Source organism: Micromonospora sp. DT228 (assembly GCF_049841595.1).
Classification (GTDB): Bacteria; Actinomycetota; Actinomycetes; order Mycobacteriales; family Micromonosporaceae; genus Micromonospora.
On sequence record NZ_JBNCKO010000008.1, the window covers coordinates 350201 to 366213 of the forward strand.

19 protein-coding genes and 1 tRNA gene are annotated in these 16013 nt (G+C 70.7%); 8 read left to right on the forward strand and 12 right to left on the reverse strand.

Features of this window, described 5'->3' with window-relative positions:
* Window position 1: 1 nt before the first annotated feature.
* Together ACLQ29_RS19085 and ACLQ29_RS19090 are read right to left on the reverse strand one after the other, a co-directional pair.
* The gene (locus ACLQ29_RS19085; RefSeq protein WP_425772843.1) at window positions 2-1612 is read right to left on the reverse strand and encodes a tetratricopeptide repeat protein; all 1611 of its coding nucleotides are present in this window, start codon (window positions 1610-1612) and stop codon (window positions 2-4) included.
* A gap of 57 nt (window positions 1613-1669) precedes the next feature.
* The gene (locus ACLQ29_RS19090; protein WP_393374371.1) at window positions 1670-2131 is read right to left on the reverse strand and encodes a MarR family winged helix-turn-helix transcriptional regulator; all 462 of its coding nucleotides are present in this window, start codon (window positions 2129-2131) and stop codon (window positions 1670-1672) included.
* Between the two features lie 49 nt (window positions 2132-2180).
* Between ACLQ29_RS19090 and ACLQ29_RS19095 the strand changes: the two genes are divergently transcribed.
* Both ACLQ29_RS19095 and ACLQ29_RS19100 read left to right on the forward strand, forming a co-directional pair.
* Complete coding sequence (locus ACLQ29_RS19095) at window positions 2181-2702, forward strand: VOC family protein (protein WP_425772844.1); 522 nt, start codon at window positions 2181-2183, stop codon at window positions 2700-2702.
* Between the two features lie 25 nt (window positions 2703-2727).
* Window positions 2728-3603: a hypothetical protein gene (locus tag ACLQ29_RS19100; RefSeq protein WP_425772845.1), complete on the forward strand. Its 876-nt coding sequence runs from the start codon at window positions 2728-2730 to the stop codon at window positions 3601-3603.
* Between the two features lie 184 nt (window positions 3604-3787).
* On the opposite strand, the gene ACLQ29_RS19105 is transcribed toward ACLQ29_RS19100, so the two are convergent.
* Window positions 3788-3967, reverse strand: coding sequence for a DUF4236 domain-containing protein (locus tag ACLQ29_RS19105; RefSeq protein ID WP_053653605.1), 180 nt, complete (start codon window positions 3965-3967; stop codon window positions 3788-3790).
* A 247-nt stretch (window positions 3968-4214) separates the two neighbouring features.
* Between ACLQ29_RS19105 and ACLQ29_RS19110 the strand changes: the two genes are divergently transcribed.
* The 3 genes from ACLQ29_RS19110 to ACLQ29_RS19120 all read left to right on the forward strand — a co-directional run bounded on the left by ACLQ29_RS19110 (window position 4215) and on the right by ACLQ29_RS19120 (window position 5704).
* Window positions 4215-4292, forward strand: coding sequence for a putative leader peptide (locus tag ACLQ29_RS19110; protein WP_350938629.1), 78 nt, complete (start codon window positions 4215-4217; stop codon window positions 4290-4292).
* A 234-nt stretch (window positions 4293-4526) separates the two neighbouring features.
* The gene (locus ACLQ29_RS19115) at window positions 4527-5096 is read left to right on the forward strand and encodes a flavin reductase family protein (RefSeq protein ID WP_425772846.1); all 570 of its coding nucleotides are present in this window, start codon (window positions 4527-4529) and stop codon (window positions 5094-5096) included.
* The gene (locus ACLQ29_RS19120; RefSeq protein ID WP_425772847.1) at window positions 5093-5704 is read left to right on the forward strand and encodes a malonic semialdehyde reductase; all 612 of its coding nucleotides are present in this window, start codon (window positions 5093-5095) and stop codon (window positions 5702-5704) included. The genes ACLQ29_RS19115 and ACLQ29_RS19120 overlap by 4 nt, the downstream gene beginning before the upstream one ends.
* Before the next feature lie 13 nt (window positions 5705-5717).
* Here ACLQ29_RS19120 and ACLQ29_RS19125 read toward each other — a convergent pair whose 3' ends face one another.
* Both ACLQ29_RS19125 and ACLQ29_RS19130 read right to left on the reverse strand, forming a co-directional pair.
* A complete protein-coding gene (locus ACLQ29_RS19125; RefSeq protein ID WP_393374357.1) occupies window positions 5718-6173 on the reverse strand; it encodes an RrF2 family transcriptional regulator in 456 nt (151 codons plus the stop codon).
* Between the two features lie 7 nt (window positions 6174-6180).
* Window positions 6181-7173 carry a helix-turn-helix transcriptional regulator gene (locus ACLQ29_RS19130; RefSeq protein WP_425772848.1) on the reverse strand — a complete coding sequence of 331 codons (993 nt, stop codon included), beginning with the start codon at window positions 7171-7173 and terminating at the stop codon, window positions 6181-6183.
* Between the two features lie 200 nt (window positions 7174-7373).
* Here ACLQ29_RS19130 and ACLQ29_RS19135 point away from each other — a divergent pair, with 200 nt between their 5' ends.
* Window positions 7374-8150, forward strand: coding sequence for a glucose 1-dehydrogenase (locus tag ACLQ29_RS19135; RefSeq protein ID WP_425772849.1), 777 nt, complete (start codon window positions 7374-7376; stop codon window positions 8148-8150).
* Window positions 8151-8289: 139 nt separating this feature from the next.
* Here the strand turns inward: ACLQ29_RS19135 and ACLQ29_RS19140 are convergent, their stop codons facing one another.
* A complete protein-coding gene (locus ACLQ29_RS19140; protein WP_007457244.1) occupies window positions 8290-8721 on the reverse strand; it encodes an SsgA family sporulation/cell division regulator in 432 nt (143 codons plus the stop codon).
* A 369-nt stretch (window positions 8722-9090) separates the two neighbouring features.
* Here ACLQ29_RS19140 and ACLQ29_RS19145 point away from each other — a divergent pair, with 369 nt between their 5' ends.
* Window positions 9091-9573 (forward strand): TIGR02611 family protein, encoded by a 483-nt coding sequence (locus tag ACLQ29_RS19145; protein WP_425772850.1) that lies wholly within the window; start codon window positions 9091-9093, stop codon window positions 9571-9573.
* A 50-nt stretch (window positions 9574-9623) separates the two neighbouring features.
* Window positions 9624-9695, forward strand: a tRNA-Val gene (locus ACLQ29_RS19150).
* Between the two features lie 210 nt (window positions 9696-9905).
* On the opposite strand, the gene ACLQ29_RS19155 is transcribed toward ACLQ29_RS19150, so the two are convergent.
* From ACLQ29_RS19155 to ACLQ29_RS19180, 6 genes are all read right to left on the reverse strand, one after another.
* Window positions 9906-10724 (reverse strand): aminoglycoside phosphotransferase, encoded by an 819-nt coding sequence (locus ACLQ29_RS19155; protein ID WP_425772851.1) that lies wholly within the window; start codon window positions 10722-10724, stop codon window positions 9906-9908.
* Between the two features lie 130 nt (window positions 10725-10854).
* A complete protein-coding gene (locus tag ACLQ29_RS19160; protein WP_425772852.1) occupies window positions 10855-11508 on the reverse strand; it encodes a GNAT family N-acetyltransferase in 654 nt (217 codons plus the stop codon).
* A 32-nt stretch (window positions 11509-11540) separates the two neighbouring features.
* Window positions 11541-12509 (reverse strand): hypothetical protein, encoded by a 969-nt coding sequence (locus ACLQ29_RS19165; protein WP_425772853.1) that lies wholly within the window; start codon window positions 12507-12509, stop codon window positions 11541-11543.
* Window positions 12510-12540: 31 nt separating this feature from the next.
* The gene (locus ACLQ29_RS19170; protein ID WP_425772854.1) at window positions 12541-13215 is read right to left on the reverse strand and encodes a GOLPH3/VPS74 family protein; all 675 of its coding nucleotides are present in this window, start codon (window positions 13213-13215) and stop codon (window positions 12541-12543) included.
* A gap of 10 nt (window positions 13216-13225) precedes the next feature.
* Window positions 13226-14230: an acetamidase/formamidase family protein gene (locus tag ACLQ29_RS19175; RefSeq protein WP_425772855.1), complete on the reverse strand. Its 1005-nt coding sequence runs from the start codon at window positions 14228-14230 to the stop codon at window positions 13226-13228.
* A gap of 5 nt (window positions 14231-14235) precedes the next feature.
* The gene (locus ACLQ29_RS19180; protein WP_425772856.1) at window positions 14236-15639 is read right to left on the reverse strand and encodes an APC family permease; all 1404 of its coding nucleotides are present in this window, start codon (window positions 15637-15639) and stop codon (window positions 14236-14238) included.
* Window positions 15640-16013: the final 374 nt, after the last annotated feature.

The window sequence follows — 16013 nt, forward strand, 5'->3', positions numbered from 1 at the left end:
GTCAGCGGCGGCGGGTGCAGACCTGCGCGGAGTTGGCGACGGTGTCGGTGGACCAGACCACGGCAACTGTGAAGCAGTAGTCGTTCGTGCGGTTGAGCGCGTAGATGACGTAACTGGTGGTGCCGGCGGGCAGGGTCGCGAAGACGTTGCGATCCTGACCGGTACGACCACCCGCGATGACCACCGGCCCCTCACTGCCGGCCGGATAGGTCCAGTTCAGCGCGATGCTGTCCCGGGTGTCGCGCAGGGTTACCGCGCCCGGCGGACTGCCCAGCGGCGCCCCGGTGGCGGCCGGCGTGGGCGCGGCACTGCCCGAGTTGGGCGGGGTGGCGGCCGGCGGGGTGGCGGTGGGGGAGCCGCTGGCCGGGGGAGGGGTCGGCTCGTCGTCGCCGTCGACCCGGGCCACCCCGGCGATCACCGCGGCCGCGCCGAGCAGCGCCACGACCACGCCGGCCACCAGCACGGGCACCAGCCGGTTGCGCTGCGCCACCGGCGCCCGGTGCACGGGGACCGGCAGCAGGCGCGACGGCGTGTAGGGCTCAAGCGGCGCGTACGGGTCCGGCGGCCGGTGCGGGTCGGACGGCGCGTACGGGTCGGACGGCGTGGCGGGGCGGTGGAGCCGGTAGACGCCGGGCTGCTCCTCGGAGCCGCCGGCCAACCCGAACACCGACGGGGGCACCGGTGGGTCGGTGTGGTGGGACGAGGGCTCCGTCTCGGGTGGCCACCTGGTGCCCGTCGACCCGACCGGCTCGTCGGCAGGCGTTCGCGGGTTCGGAACCGTGCCGCCGGCCGCCGCCCCGCCGTGGTGGGGGTAGGGAGTCGGTGGCTGGTGCCCGGCGTCGGTCGGGTCGTCGCCGTGCGGTGGGACCCGGGCGGCCGGCACCGCAGGCGTGTCCCGGGCGGTGGGCGGGTCGTCGGCGCAGGCGTGGTCGGGATTGGCCGCCGCCCGGGCCAGGGCCGCCACCTGCGCGGCCAGTGGATCGTCGGCGGGCAGATGCTGCCGGCACAGCTCGCGGGCCAGCGCCAGGTTGTCGTGTGCCTCGGTGAACTGCCCGCAGTCACGCTGCATCGCCCCGAGCCGCGCCAGCATCTTGATGCCGCTGGGGTGCCCGTCGCCGTAGATCTCCCGGTGCAGCTCCCAGGCGTCCTGGAGCCGGTCCCGGGCGACCGTGCACTGGCCGCGGGCGTACTCGACGGTGGCCAGGTCGGCGTGTGCGGCCAGCACCCGCAGCGACTCCGGGCCATCCTGCGCGGTCAGCTCGATGATGACTTCCTGGTAGAGCCGCGCGGCCCGGGAGTGGCTGCCGACCCGGTGCAACACCGCGGCCAGGGTCGCCGCGGCGGCCACCGTGCGCGGGTCGGAACGGCCGTGCAGCCGGGTGGTGGCCGCGTACGCGAAGGCGGCCCATCCTCGGGCCGAGTGCGGCTCACCGAGGGCGACCAACACCCTCGCCTGGAGGCTCGCCGCCTCGGCCAGCTCTGCGGTGGCGTTGGCCGGGCGGGGGTCGGCGTCGGTGAGCGCGTCGGCGAGCAGTTGCTGCGCGCCGGCCAGGTCGCCGGCCGACACGAGGTGGTGCGCCTGGTCAGTCAGTTCACCGAAGCCGGAAGACACGCCCCATCGTGCTCATCCGACGACGGTAAGTACAAGACCCGCGCCGGTGTTGATTGGTCAGGATCTCCTCAGGTGGTCGGCCAGAGTTTCGCTGATGCGGCGCAACTGGTCCACCTGGGCGGGGCTCAACGCGTCGAACAGGTGCCGGCGTACCCCCTCGACGTGGCCGGGTGCGGCGGCCGCGAGGGTCGCGAAACCCTCGTCGGTGAGCAGCGCGACCTGCCCGCGCCGGTCGGTGGGGCAGTCCTCGCGACGTACCCATCCGGCCGCCTCCAGGCGGGCCACCGCGTGCGAGAGCCGGCTGCGGGACGACCCGGCGGCCTCGGCCAGGTCGCTCATCCGCAGGCGGCGACCGGGGGACTCGGAGAGCCGGACCAGGATCTCGTAGTACGCGTGTGGCATCGCCGCGTCGCGTTGCAGCTCGCGGTCGAGCGTGTCCATCAACGCCCGGGAGGCGGTGAGGTACGCGCGCCACGTGCGTTGTTCGTCGGAGTCCAGCCAGCGGGTCATGACCGCCATCATAACCCATTTAGTTGAACGTTCAACAAAAATGCGCTAGCCTCGGGGCATGGGTATCCACCGGCTCAACCACGCGGTCCTCTACGTCAGTGACCTCGCCCGCAGCGTCGCGTTCTACCGGGACGTGCTGGGCTTCCGTGCGGTGGCGATGACCCCGGACGGCTTCCGGGGCGCCACCTTCCTCCAGGCCCCCGACTCCACCAACGACCACGACCTCGGCCTGTTCGAGATCGGCGCCGGCGCCGGGCGGTCGACCGCCGGGCGGGCCACCGTCGGCCTCTACCACCTCGCCTGGGAGGTGGACACCCTCGACGAGTTGGCCGTCACCGCCGAGCGGCTCGCCGCCGCCGGGGCTCTGGTCGGCACCTCCGACCACGGCACGACCAAGAGCCTCTACGGGCAGGACCCGGACGGTCTGGAGTTCGAGATCGTCTGGCTGGTCCCCGCCGACCTGCTCGACGACGCCGCGCTGACCGCCCGCAAGCAGATCGGTCGGCTCGACCTGGACGCCGAGCGGCAGCGCTACGGCGGGCAGACCCGGGGCGGGGTGGGGATCTCCGTGTCGGTCTGAGCAGGTCATACGGTAGAACGGACCGATGCCGACCGACCGGACCACCGATTTCCTCCGCGCGCTGCTGGTCCGCCAGCTGACCACCTGGCTGCCCACCGCCCTGCACCGCTCCCGACGGGCCACCGTGGCGCTCGCCGGCGTCGACGCGGACGGCGCGGTGGCCGCGCTGCGACTTGTCGCCGGGCACGCCGACCAGTTGCGCGGCCGGCAGGTGACGGTGCTGGTGCTGGCCGACGGCGCACCCGACCTGCCGACCCGCCTCGGCCCGGTCGAGGCGGAGCTGCCCGCCGAGGTCACCGTGCACCTGCTGCCCGGCACCCCGGACCGGCTGCCGGTCGCCGCGAAGGCGGCCGGCGCGGCCGGGTCGCCGCTGTTCTCCTTCGTGGACGTGCCCGGCGCGGTGAGCCGGGAGCTGCTCAGCGCCGCCGCCAACGGCCGCACCGGGGAGGTGCTGCTGCACGCGGGCAGCAGTGCCCGCGACGCGCTCGTCGCGGTCGGCTTTCCCCTGGTCGCCGAGTTGACGCCGGTGCTGCCGGACGACGAGGCCACCGGTGTGATCGCCTTCGGCAGTCGTTCGGACCGGAGTCTGGAGGCGGTCCGTGAGGCGCTCTGGTCGGTCGGCGCGGACCTCGGCGTGCGCTACCGCGACCCGACCGGCGCGACAGTCGACGTGGCCGCCGACCCTGACCTCGAACCGCTGGCCCGCGAGCTGCTCGCGGAGCTGCGTCGGGGCGGGCCACGGCCGGTCACCGAGCTGCGTCGGCACACCCTCACCGCGACCGTCTACCGTGCCGCCGACGCCAACCAAGCGCTAGCCGCCCTGCTCGACGCAGGCAAGGTGCACCGCGACCGCGAGGCCGGCAAGCTCGCCGGCGACGAAATCATCACCCCGAAGAGCTGACCAACCCCGTCCCGCGCCGGCCTGCGCGATCTTGCACTTCCTGTCCCCGCGTAAGGGGTATTCCGCGCAGAACGGCAACAGAAAGCGCAAGATCGCGGGGGTCGGGCCGGGGCTTTGACGCAGGCCCGTAGACGCCGAGCGGGGTGCCGGTGAATCACCGGCACCCCGCTCGACTCCCGGGAGGCTACGACCGGGACTTGTCCTGCTTCCAGGACAGCGGACCCGGCAGGTCGACCCGGTGCGCCTTCGCCTTGGAGTTCCAGGACCAGCGCCCGATCTTGATGCTCCACGAGGAGAAGCCGTTCTCGGTGAAGTTCAGGATGATCGGACCGTACTTCTTGCGCTTGCGAAACATGAGGCCCATCGGAGGACTCCCCTCGTCACCGTTCCCTGCCGTGTCGAGATCGAACATGCCCGAACCGGCAACTTTTGAAACCCTCTCAGGGTCCGTCCTGGACAGTGCGCACCGCGCGTCGCGAATCTCTACTTAACAGATAGGTGTTGCGCCACGATAGACGCTGCTAGGGGCGCTTTGTCGCATCGGCAGCCGTGCAATTCTCACCTTCTGGAAGAGCGTTGACCGGGCGATCCCGCCCCGGCAACATGAAGTCATGTCGCAGCGGGATGAGCTTCACCTCACCGCTCGTGTGCACGTCGACCTGGTCCGGCACGCGAGCGCGCTCTGTTGAGCTGACCGGTCCATCCGGCTCGGTTCCAGCCCCGCACTCACACCGCCGGTCCGCTCAACGCGGAGCAGCGTGCCTCCCCACCCCCTCCGAGCGTCCGTGCTCCCTCCCCGGACAGATCAGGAGACCCCGCATGTCCCCATCCCGTTTCGCAAACGCCCCGATCACCGCCGTGGTCCGCCGCTCCGGCCCGCCCCGACCGGCCCACGCGCACCCGGCGCCGGCCCAGGTGTCGGCATGACCACCGTGGAGCGTCCACAGACGGACGCCGCCGAGCTGGGCCCGGTGAGCGCGGACCTGTTCCGTGCTCTGCTGCGTCGACAGGCCACAAGCGTCACAGTGGTCACGGCGGTCGCCCACGCCACCGACCCCGCCTGCCTGGGCGGGATCGGCGCGCCGATCCGGGCCGGTTTCACCGCCACCTCGTTCACGTCGGTGTCGCTGGATCCCCCGCTCGTCTCGTTCTGCCTCGGTGTGGCGTCGTCGAGCTGGCCGGTGCTGGCCCGCGCGGAGCACGTCGCGGTGCACCTGTTGACCGCGGGGCAGCGGGACGCCGCGACGATCTTCGCCACCAGCGGCATCGACAGGTTCGCCGCGTACCCGGACTGGACACCCGGACCGTTCGGGGTGCCGCTGCTGACCGGCGTGCTGGCCCGACTGTTCTGCCGGGTGGTGCACCGGGTGCCCGCCGGCGACCACACGCTTGTCATCGCCGAGCCCCTGGCGCTCGGTGACGGCGGCGACGGCGCGCCGCTGGTGCACCACCGGGGCGGCTACACCACCGCCGTCGCGCCGGTGCCCCGGTGAGCGCACCGACCACACCGGACCTGCTCGCGTTGGACCGGGCCGCCCAGGACCTGCTGTTTCGGGCGGCCCGCACGGCCAACACGTTCACCGACGAGCCGGTCACCGACGCCGAGGTCGCGGCGATCCACGACCTGATCCGGTACGGCCCGACCGCGTACAACGGTCAGCCGCTGCGTGTGCTGCTGCTGCGCAGCACGGCCGCCCGGGCACGCCTACTGCCGTACCTCTCGTCCAACAACCGGGCGAAGACCGCCAGCGCCCCGCTCGTGGCGGTGCTCGCCGCCGACGTGGACTTCCACGAGCGGCTGCCCGAGCTGTACCCGCACCGCCCGCAGGCCCGCGACTGGCTCACCGATCGGGCGACGCGGGTCGAGCAGGCCCGGTTCAGTGCGACCCTGCAGATCGGCTACCTGCTGGTGGGCGTACGCGCGGCGGGGCTCGCCGCCGGCCCGATGGCAGGGTTCGACGCGGCGGGCGTGACCCGGGAGTTCTTTCCCGACGGGCGGCACGAGGCGCTGCTGGTCATGAACGTGGGTCGACCCGACCCGGACTCCTGGCGGGAGCGGCTGCCCCGGCTGGACACCGAGGACGTGGTCCGGACCCTCTGACGCGCGAGGTGGATCAGCGCGGCTCCCACGCGTCGGGCAGCGCGGTGAGCTTGCGCACGTGGGCGGGCAGCCGACCGCTGACGATCTCGGCGAGGCTCACCTCGTCGACCACGCGCCGCACCGCCGCCCGCACCGCCACCCACAGGCCGGGCAGGTTCTCCGCGGCACCCTCGTACGTGGTCTCCTCGGGGCGCAGGCCGCGTACCCCGGCCAACGGGCCGTCCACCGCCCGCAGCACCGCGCCGACGGTCACCTCGCGCGGCGGGCGGGCCAGTGTGTAGCCGCCCTCGGCGCCGCGTTGGGCGCGGACGATGCCGGCCCGGCGCAGATCCGCGAGGACCGCCTCCAGGAACTTGCGGGGCATGTCCTGCTCCCCGGCGATGGCCTGGGTGGACAGCAGCGAAGGGTACGCGGTGGCGAGGCTCAGTGCCGCCCGTACCGCGTAGTCGCCGCGCGCGGAGATCTGCACCCTGTCATCATGCCCGGCCGGTGCCGCGGGCCGGTCCGGTGGGCGACCCGGACGGTCCGGCGTGGCCGCTGTTGGCCGGTTCGCCGTGCCCGCCGGGGCGGAACCTGCCCCCGTTGGCGCCCGTCGGCTCGACGGGCGGTCGAGGCCGGACCACCCGGCCGGTCACCGGTTGGTCGCGGGCCGCCCGGAACGCGCCGGGGCTGACCCCGACCTCCCGGGTGAAGAACCGGCCGAAGTTCGTCGGCTCGGAGAAGCCGAGCTGCCGACCGATCTGGGCGATCGGCTTGTCGGTCGCGGCGAGCAGCCGCCCGGCCTGCAACGCGACCCGCTCGTCGATGACCTGCTTGGCGCTGCGGCCGGTGACGGCCAGGCACGCCCGGGTGAGGGTACGCACCGAGCAACGCAGCGCGGCGGCATAGTCCTCCACCCGTCGGGTGCGCGGGTAGCCGCGCTCCACCTCCTGGCAGTACCGGTGGAACGTCTCGTCCTCGGGTCGCGAGGTCGAGCGGTCGGGGCCGGCCAGGGTGAGCCGCAGCAGCAACACGGCAAGTTGGTGGCGGAGCAGCGCGCGGGCGGTGCGGCTGTCGGGGTGCCGCTGGCAGTCCACCGCCAACTGGCTCACCTCGCTGATCACCGCGTCCTCGTCCTCGCCGGCCAGTTGCCGCCAGGTGACGGGCGTGGCCGGGTCGACGTCGAAGCCGCGCAGCGCCTCGGGATCCCAGGCAACCACCGTGGCGTCGAACTGCGGGCCGGCGCAGCGCAGCGCCTGGCCGGCGCGCACCCGCAGCAGCGTGCCGGGCCGGCACGGCAGCAGGTGGAAGTCGAGTTCCGCGTCGCCGTGCCCGCGGGTGGTGAGGATCAGCAGCTCCTGCTCGACGATCACCGGACGACGCCAGCCCGGGTCGCCGGCAAGGTCGGCCAGCGCGAACGTGGCGATCTCGTCGGGTACGGGTGAAGCCGAACCGATCGGTGGCGCGGGGGAGGGAACGGTGGAGACCATCGCCTGCGACGGTAGCCCGAACCGCAGGTCACCGCATCCCGATCGACATCGTTCGCGCAATCCGCGCCGCCCGCGGGGCTTGTCGCCGTCCCGGCGGCCGGGCTACGTTACCCGGCGGTAGCGCCGTCCGGTCCGCGGTCCGCCCGGCGCCTCGCCGGCCGACCAACCCGTCGGCCCCGCCGACTCGCGATGGGATGGGCATGACGCAGCTGTTCTCGGTCGAAGGTAAGACGGTCCTGGTCACCGGCGGGTCGCGGGGGATCGGTCTGATGATCGCCCAGGGCTTCGTGCGGGCCGGCGCACACGTGATCATCTCGTCCCGCAAGGCCGACGTCTGCGAGGCGGTCGCCAAGGAACTCTCCGCCGAGGGCCGGTGCGAGGCCATCCCCGCGGACCTGAGCGACGACGCCAGCGCCGAGGCGCTGGCCGCCGCCGTACGCGAGCGCTTCGACCGGCTCGACGTGCTTGTCAACAACGCCGGCGCGACCTGGGGCGCACCGCTGGAAAGCTACCCGGAGGCCGCGTTCGACAAGCTCTGGGCCGTCAACGTCAAGGCGGTCTTCCGGCTCACCACCGCGCTGCTGCCGGCGCTGCGCGCCGCCGCCAGCGCCGACGACCCGGCCCGCGTGATCAACATCGGGTCAATCGACGGCATCCGGGTGCCGTTCATGGAGGTGTACGCGTACTCGGCCACCAAGGCTGCCGTGCACATGCTCACCCGCAGCCTGGCCCACCAGCTCGCCGCCGAACAGATCACCGTCAACGCGATCGCGCCCGGCCCGTTCGAGAGCAAGATGATGGCCTTCGCCCTGGACGACCCCGCCAGCCGAGCTGCCATCGAGCAGCAGGTGCCGCTGGGCCGCATCGGACGCCCGGAGGACATGGCCGGAACGGCCATCTACCTCTCCTCGCGGGCGGGCGCCTACCTCACCGGAGCGGTCATCCCCGTCGACGGCGGCATCACCACGCACGGCTGAGCCCCGACCATCCCGGTCGGGCGGCGCCTCCGGGCGACCCGGTCGGGCTGCCCGCGTACTCCCGGGTGTGCCGGGGCCGCGCGGACTCGGCAGATCCGCGCGGCCCCGGTGTGGCCGGTGTTGCCCGTTCGGGCGGTGCTCAGCGACCGGCGAGCAGCCGGTTCACCGCCGTGTCGACGTCCAGGTGCTCGGCTTCGCGGCCGCGCGGGACGACGACGTACGTCCGTCGAAGGAAACGCACCAGAACGCTGCGCGGCACCTCGAAGAGGGCGTTGCCGTCCGGTGACGAGAGGGCCAGCGCGACGAAGTCGCCGCGCGGTGTGGCCCAGGGCCAGACCCGCACATCACCGATGCCGGCTGGCTCGTCCAGGCCGGTGACCAGCAGTTCGCGGGCGAAGGACCAGCTCACCGCCTCGCCGCCGGCGGATTCGGCATGGAACAGGACATGGACCGCATACGGGTCAGCAGGGTCGTAACGCAGACTGGCACGCACCGGCAAGGCGGTGGCGTCAGGTGCGACGAGCCTTAGCGACGTCTCGACCTCTACGGTCGTCGGTCGGATGACACTCATGGACGTTCTCCCCCCGGCACCGCTGCGGAACGCGCGTGTCCCGCTTTTCCCATACTCAGGTGCTACTCCTGGCTACGCTCCGCCATACGCTGACTTCACCCAGTGGTGGGAAGGGGGACGGAAAGGCCTCGTGAATGTGAGCATTCATGTAGGATTTCCGGTTCTGCCCAGTGTGTGATTCCGCCCGGCATCGGGTGGTTCAGTCGTCGACTTACTCCGGTAACGTCCAGTCGGCCGTTGCAGTGACGGGCCTGAGCGACACTGGGGGGTGAAATGGTGGCGAAGAAATCCTCAGTGGATCGGCCCGCGGCGCCCCGCCCGCCGAAGGCCGCGGTCCGAGCAGCCGAAAAGTGGGGGTACGGAACACCGATGGAGCAGCCCGAACGCGCCGATCGGCCAACGACCGACGCCGATCGTCCCGGTGGTGTCCTCGTCGTCGGAGAGCCGCCGCGCCGCCCCCGCTGGCGGGAGCGGATCTCGCTGACACTCGATCTCATCCGGGCCAACCCCAGCGGCCGGATCGCCCTCAAGATCTTCATCGCGATCGCCGGAGCGATAGTGGTCACCGTCGGCATCGCACTCATCCCGCTGCCCGGTCCCGGCTGGCTGCTGGTGATCGCCGGGTTGGGCATCTGGGCGGTCGAATACCACTGGGCTCGCCGGCTACTCGGCTTCACCCGCCGCCACGTCTACGGCTGGACACAGTGGGTGACCCGGCAGTCACTGGCGGTGCGAATCATGCTCGGGTCCGTCGGCCTGGTCTTCGTGGCCACCGTGGTCTGGCTGTCGCTCAAGTTCAGCCTCGGCATCGACCTGGTCGCCAAGGTGATGCAGTACCTCGCGACGCACTGACCCCGGATTTCCGGTCGGGTTCCGCGATCGGGTAGAGTCAGCGGCGCTGAGGGCGATTAGCTCAGTGGGAGAGCGCTTCGTTCACACCGAAGAGGTCGCTGGTTCGATACCAGCATCGCCCACTCTCAGTTTGTGCAGGTCAGAAGCCCGTTACCGGAGTCATCGGTAACGGGCTTTGCGGTATGTGCGGCTTACATTGGGAGCAGATTGGGAGCAGCGCGGCTGGTTCTCGGTTCGGGCCGCCGTGGACCTGCCCGGCTGAATGACCTGGTTCGCGGTCCCGAGCGGGCCTGCTGGCTGGTTGAGGAGTCCTACCGCTACCGGCGCCCACCTCACGAGGGGGTGCCCCCGCGCTGTGGCTCACGGGCTGACTGATGGCCGTCGGTCCGGTGACCCGTCCACTCGCCGGTCCACATTGCGAGGTCGTGTACCCAGCGTTCGGTGTTCTGTCGGGACTTGGCCGCCCACTTCGTAGCGTTCTTTGACGCGAAGTCGTCCAAGACCTGTCGGTCAGTCGCAGTCCAGGCGGGAAGCTGCGCTATCCACTCTTCTGCCTGCTCGGCGCTGTGGCCGCTACCGATCAGCCATGGGACGAGCAACGCGAGTTCGACCCATGCAGCGGCCCTGGTTGCCCATGCCCAGTCGACGATGCGTAGGCCGAGTGGTGTCACGATCAGGTTCGCCGGATTGAGGTCCGAATGGATGAGTGTCCCGCCGTCCATCGCCGGGTGCGCGAACCCGAGCCGGGCTGCCGGGGTAAACCACGTCTCGCCGGGCGCCGGCGTCTCCTGAAGTGCTTTCAGTGCGGCTAGGAGCAGACTGAGATCCGTGCTGCCGGGAGACAGGTCGGGGTGGGGACCGGCAAGATACTCGGTCCCCACCACCAGCCAGCCATCGGATTTGAAGTGCCACAGGACTGCGGGCGGGTGCCGGTCGATGGCCCGGGTCACCGCCAGTTCATAGCGCAGCGACCGAACGCTCAACTCGCCGGACGCCGCCTTGACGAAGACCTGTCCGGCCGGTCCGGTCACCGTCGAGGCGATCTCAGCGTGGTCGCCATTGGAAGCCTGGGCGACGTCAAAGGTTCCGCCGACCCGTTCGGCGATCCCTGCCGTGACACTCTCCGGCAGAGCGGTCCAATCGCAACGCATCGATTCTCTTCTCTGCTCATGCCCGGCTGAGGCGGGATGGGCGGACAGCAGGGCGCAGCCCCGCCACCCCAAAGTTTGAGGTTGGCCCGGTAGCCGGTCTCATGTCTCGTCCTCGCGAGTGGCGGATGGGTCATGGTTGCCCACTTGGATGACTGGTTTGGCCCTCGGTCGCGGTCGTCCTGGTTGGCTGGATGTCGCCGTGGAGAGGGCTGCGGCGCATGGAACAGATGACCGGGCCGTCGGGCAATTGAATCGCCGATCCTGGGATGTAGCCATGCCCGACATGCAGGCTCTGCGCATCGGGGGTGGTGCTCGTCCAGGACAGTAGGTTCACATGGTCGAGTCGGCTGCGATGGTGGCTGAGCAGGGACGTGCCGTGTCCTGACCGTCTGGCGCTGGGCGACACGGCGAGGAACGCGAGGTGGTAGTGGGGCTCACTGGGTCGATGTTTGGTGAGTAGCCGATCGAGTAGGTCGAAGCGATCGCTGTGGGCGCCTGCGGCATCCCCTAGGCGGGTGGGGTAGTTCGCTGGTGGCGGAATGGGGCGGTATCGGTGGAAGCCGACAGTGGCGGCGGTGGCGTCGTCAGTGAGGTGGACGTCGCCGTAGAACATGGCGCGCTCGACCCAGATGCCGAGGACGTCGGTGAGGATTCGATGTCGTGGGCCGGGGTCGGGGATCAGCCATGTTGCGAGCGGGCTGGGATGGAGGGCGTCGGCGATGAGTGCGGCGACGTGGTCTTTGTCCGCCCAGCGGGCGGCGCGGATTCGCGGGACAGTGTCCATGGGGGTTCCTTAGAAGGCTCTCGGTTGCGGGGTCAGGAGTTGCTGCTGCTGTTTGCACGGGTGTGGACGAGGAACAGTTGGTAGTCGTCGACCAGGGGGCCGGTGCGGTCGCTGCCGGGTGGTGGTGTGAGTGCGGCTCTTTCGTAGGCGAGTAGTTCGCCGGTGGTGGGGTTGAGGATCAGCAGGAAGCGGATGTCATCGGAGGTGGCGCTGACGCCGATGCCGGTTCGGCCTGCCCGGTCGGTCACCGATGCGTGGTAGGTAATTCCGGGGGTGTCGCGCAGGACGGTGAGGACCGCGGTGCGGGCGGCTTGGTTGGGAGTACGCCAGCCGAGCAGGCTGACGAGGCCGCGAATGACGGCGGTGGGCCCGAGGAATCGGTGCTGGGGGGCGTCGATGTTCGCATTGAGCGCTGTCGGGTCGGCAGCGATCGGGCCGAGGGGTCCGTCCAGCTCGCCGGGGTAGTAGGTGCTGTCGTCGGTCGGCTGGTTGCCGTCGGGGTAGCGGCTGCGAACGACGCGTCCGGAGGCGTCGTCGGCGCGCCAGCGTTGCTCTTCGAACAGCACAATCCGTGTGGTGGTGCTGTTGCCCGCGATGGTGGTGTCCATGGCCCACTGGAGTAAGTGGACGTAGGCGAACCGGCCCGGGATGGCATCGCAGCCGGACGGCCCCGCCGTGACTGCTGTGAGAGCCTGCCCCGCCGGGGACGACGCCGGCAGACGCGTCGGCGACGGGTCAAGTTTCTGCTGTGCGCGTGCCTTGAGCTGGGCCCCAGTTAGGGCGGCGGGCGACGGACACGGCGCCACGGCTGGGAGAGACGCGGTGGCGTTGGAAGTCGAGGGTGCGGATTGGGTCGGCCCAGCGGTGCCCGTCCAGATCGGGATGGCCGTGGCGGTGGCGAGGAGGCCGAGCGCGCAGGCGGCGGCAGTGACCTTCACGGCTCGCCGGCCTACAGGGTGGGGCTTGTCGGTCGGGGGTCGCAGGTGGGGCAGGTTGTTCACGGTCAGCTTTCTTGAGGTGAGGTGACTTGGGCTAGCGGTAGGCGGCCGTGGCGAGGTCACCCACGGCGGCGTCTACGGCGGCGGTGATGTCGCGTACCGGCTGGTAGTGCTGCGCGGCGATGGCCTTCAGGCGAGCGGTCAGGGCTGGGGTGTCGTCGTCGAGGTAGAGGTGGTGGGTGAGGCCGAGGTCGGCGACGAGGCCGGCGAGAGCGGCGGTGTGGTTGTCGGGTTGTTCGCGGCCGGCGGCGAGGTAGCGCAGGCGGGAACGGGCCACGACCGCCCATTTGCTGTCGGTGACGAGGTAGGCGTCGGTGCGCACGAGGCCGCCGAGGCGCCGTCGGGTGTGGTGACGCAGGATCCCGCCGGCGACGAGTCCGGCGCGGGTGCGGTCGTACAGGTCGTCTGAGAACCCCCGCAGCCACCCTCGCAGCGGTGGGTGGGCGTGGCGGATGGTCGCGGTCGCGGCGTCAGCGATCAGATCGCCAACCAACCGGTCGACGTGCGGGTGGATCCGTTGGCTGGCCGGGCGGGTGTCGTCGTTCGGGTCGAGGGTCACCCGCCCGGCCAGGTACAGGTCGATCAGGACCGCGCCAGCGAGTCCCAGTGCGAGGGTCTGCCGGTGCACGTGGGGGTGTCCGGTGTCGTCGTCGTGACCGAGGAGGAACAGCTCATCGCGCAACGGCAGGCGCGGGATCGACGCAGTCATTCGAAGGCTCCTACCGCAGCCCAGCGGTGAGCCGCCGCAGCCGCTCGTGTGCCCCGCCATGCGCGGGGCCAGGGGCGGGGAGCAGGGTTTTGTCGATGGCGGCGAGGACGGTGTAGTTGGGGTCGCACACGTTGCCGATCGGCGCCCGCCCCGCCTGCGACACGAGCTGGTAGGCGTCCAGGGTTTCCAGGCCCGTCAGGGCGCAGGCCCAGCCGACGAGGTCGTGCTGGGCGATGCGGTACGCGTCCTCCAACGGGCGGGCGCACCCGATCGTCAGGAGGTCCCGGTCGGTCTCCAACCGCGGCCACCGCGTGGTCACCCCTTTGATGACGTCGATGGCGAGGGTCGTGGTCGTGGCGATCTCCACGCCGACGCCGCACGCCTCGCCGTCACCCTGGCGGGCGTGCCCGTCGCCGAGGGCAAGCATCGCCCCATGAACGTTCACACCCAGGTAGAGGGTGGTGCCGGCGCGCAGCTGCTGGGTGTCCAGGTTCCCACCGTGCGTATCGGGCACGAGAGTGGATCGGGCCTCGAAGCCGCCGGGGGCGACACCGATCGTGCCGATCATCGGGTCCAGCGGCAGGTCCACGCTGTGGTCGCTGCGGGTGGCGTCGAACCGTACGGTCCCGGCCTGCCGGTCAATGCCGTACACCCACACCCGCTCCTCCAGCGGAGGCTGCAGGGTGGCGGTATGGGCGGTGGACGTCAGGGCCCCGAAGTGCGGGAACGTCGACGACACACCCCAGTCCCGGGCCGGGCTGATGGCGGCGAGGTGGACGGCGAGAGTGTCGCCGGGCTCGGCGTCCTCGACGAAGAACGGCCCGGACACCGGGTTGAGGTACGGCATGCGGCACACCTGCGACGGCAGGTCCGCCGGACCCCGAACGAGACCACCGAAGCAGTCCTCCGTCACGACGGTGAACACGTCACCGCCGCGCACGTGCGCCACCGGCATCCGACCGCCGAAGGTGTACGCCAGCTCATCTCGGGCGGGCCGGTAGGTGAACCTGTCCATGCCAGTCACACCCGCTCCACGCGACGCGCCTGCGGCTGCGCCGGCGCCAACCCCGAGAGGGCAGGCCGGCGGCCAGACAGGTACAGGCCAGCCAGAACGACCATCCCGAGGGCGAGCCAGGCCAGGCCGAGACGCTGGGCGGCGATGTTGGCGTTGACCACCACCCATACCAAGATCGCGAAGCCAATGCCGGGCATGACCAGGTGCGCCCACCAGTTACCACTGCGCTCCCGGATGAGGTGATGCACCACGACCGAGACGTGCAGGACCAGGAACGCGACCATCGCCCCGAAGTTGATCAGCGAAGACAACAGGGTGATCCCATCCGCACGGGTCGCCATGTACAGGCCCAACGCCAGCGACACCGCACCGGTGAGCAGCGTCGCGTTGATCGGCACGTTGCGCCGGATCGACACCTTCGCCAGCAACGCCGGCAGCTGCCGGTCCCGGGCCATCGCGTACAACAGCCGAGACGTCGCGACCTGCGCGACCATCGAGTTCGGCAACCCCCACGCGATCGCCGTCGCGACCGCACACAGCGTCGCCAACCAACCCCCACCAGCCACGCCGGCGGCGTCGTAGAACGCGGTCCCGTTCGGATCACCCTCGGCGAGAAGCACGGCCTGGTCGGGGACGAGCATCGCCGCGAGCCACGTCTGCGCGACGAAAAGCACCCCCGCCAGTACGAGGACCGCAGCCATCGCGCGGCCGATCTGACGGGAGCCGCCCTTGGTCTCCTCCGCCAACATCGAGATGCCGTCGAAGCCGAGGAAGGACAGCACCGCGATCGACACCGCCCCCGCCACCACCGACCAGGTGAACGTGTCGGCGTTGTAGAACGCCGCCCAACTGAACCGGCCCCTACCCGAGGCGAGTGCCCAGCCGGCGACGGCCAGGAACACCCCCAGCACGATCAGCTCGCCGATCAACATCACCCGCGTGACCACTGCGGTCATGCGGATCCCCACCGAGTTGACGATCGTGTTGAGCGCGACGAAGCCGAGGAGCCACGACCACACCGGCACCGCCGGGACGGTGGCGTGTATCGCCACCGACGCCACCAGGTACAACAGCCCCGGTACGAGGACATAGTCCAGGAGGATCACCCAGCCGGCGAGGAACCCGACCGGCGGGCTGATGCCGCGCCCTGCGTAGTTGTAGACGCTGCCCGACATCGGGAACGCTTTCACCATCTGCGCGTACGAGAACGCCGTGAACACCAACGCCACCACACCGATCACGTACGCCAGGGCGACCATCCCACCGGAGCCGGCGTACACGCTGCCGAAGATCGCCATCGGCGCGATCGGCACCATGTACACCAACCCGTACGCGACCAGATCTCGGAACCTCAACTGACGAGACAACTCCTGGCGGTATCCATAGCGGGACAAATCCTGCTCGTACATGACATCCTCCGGCGGGTTTCAATAATCAGTGAATGCAATATTGCGTCTGCCAAATACGCCGACCGAGTGAAGCAGGCCATCGATGCACCTGCTCGTGGACAGGCCCGTCGGCGGAGAGTTGCCGGCCGGTCGACGCCAGGAATTGTGGCGCGATGACCGAATGCGCCACCAGCGGTGGGATCAGCAGAGCATGAGCCTCTTGGCAACAGGCACGGCGAACCTTCCCTCGGTGAGTTGGCATCGCTGGCTGGTGACTACAGCGCAGCGGCGGCGATGACGCCGGTATAGAGCGACCTAAGAGCGCGTTTCACTTTGCTGTCAGTCGGGTGTGTTGAAGGTGAGGCGTTGTTGGCGGGTGGCGGGTTCGCCTCGGG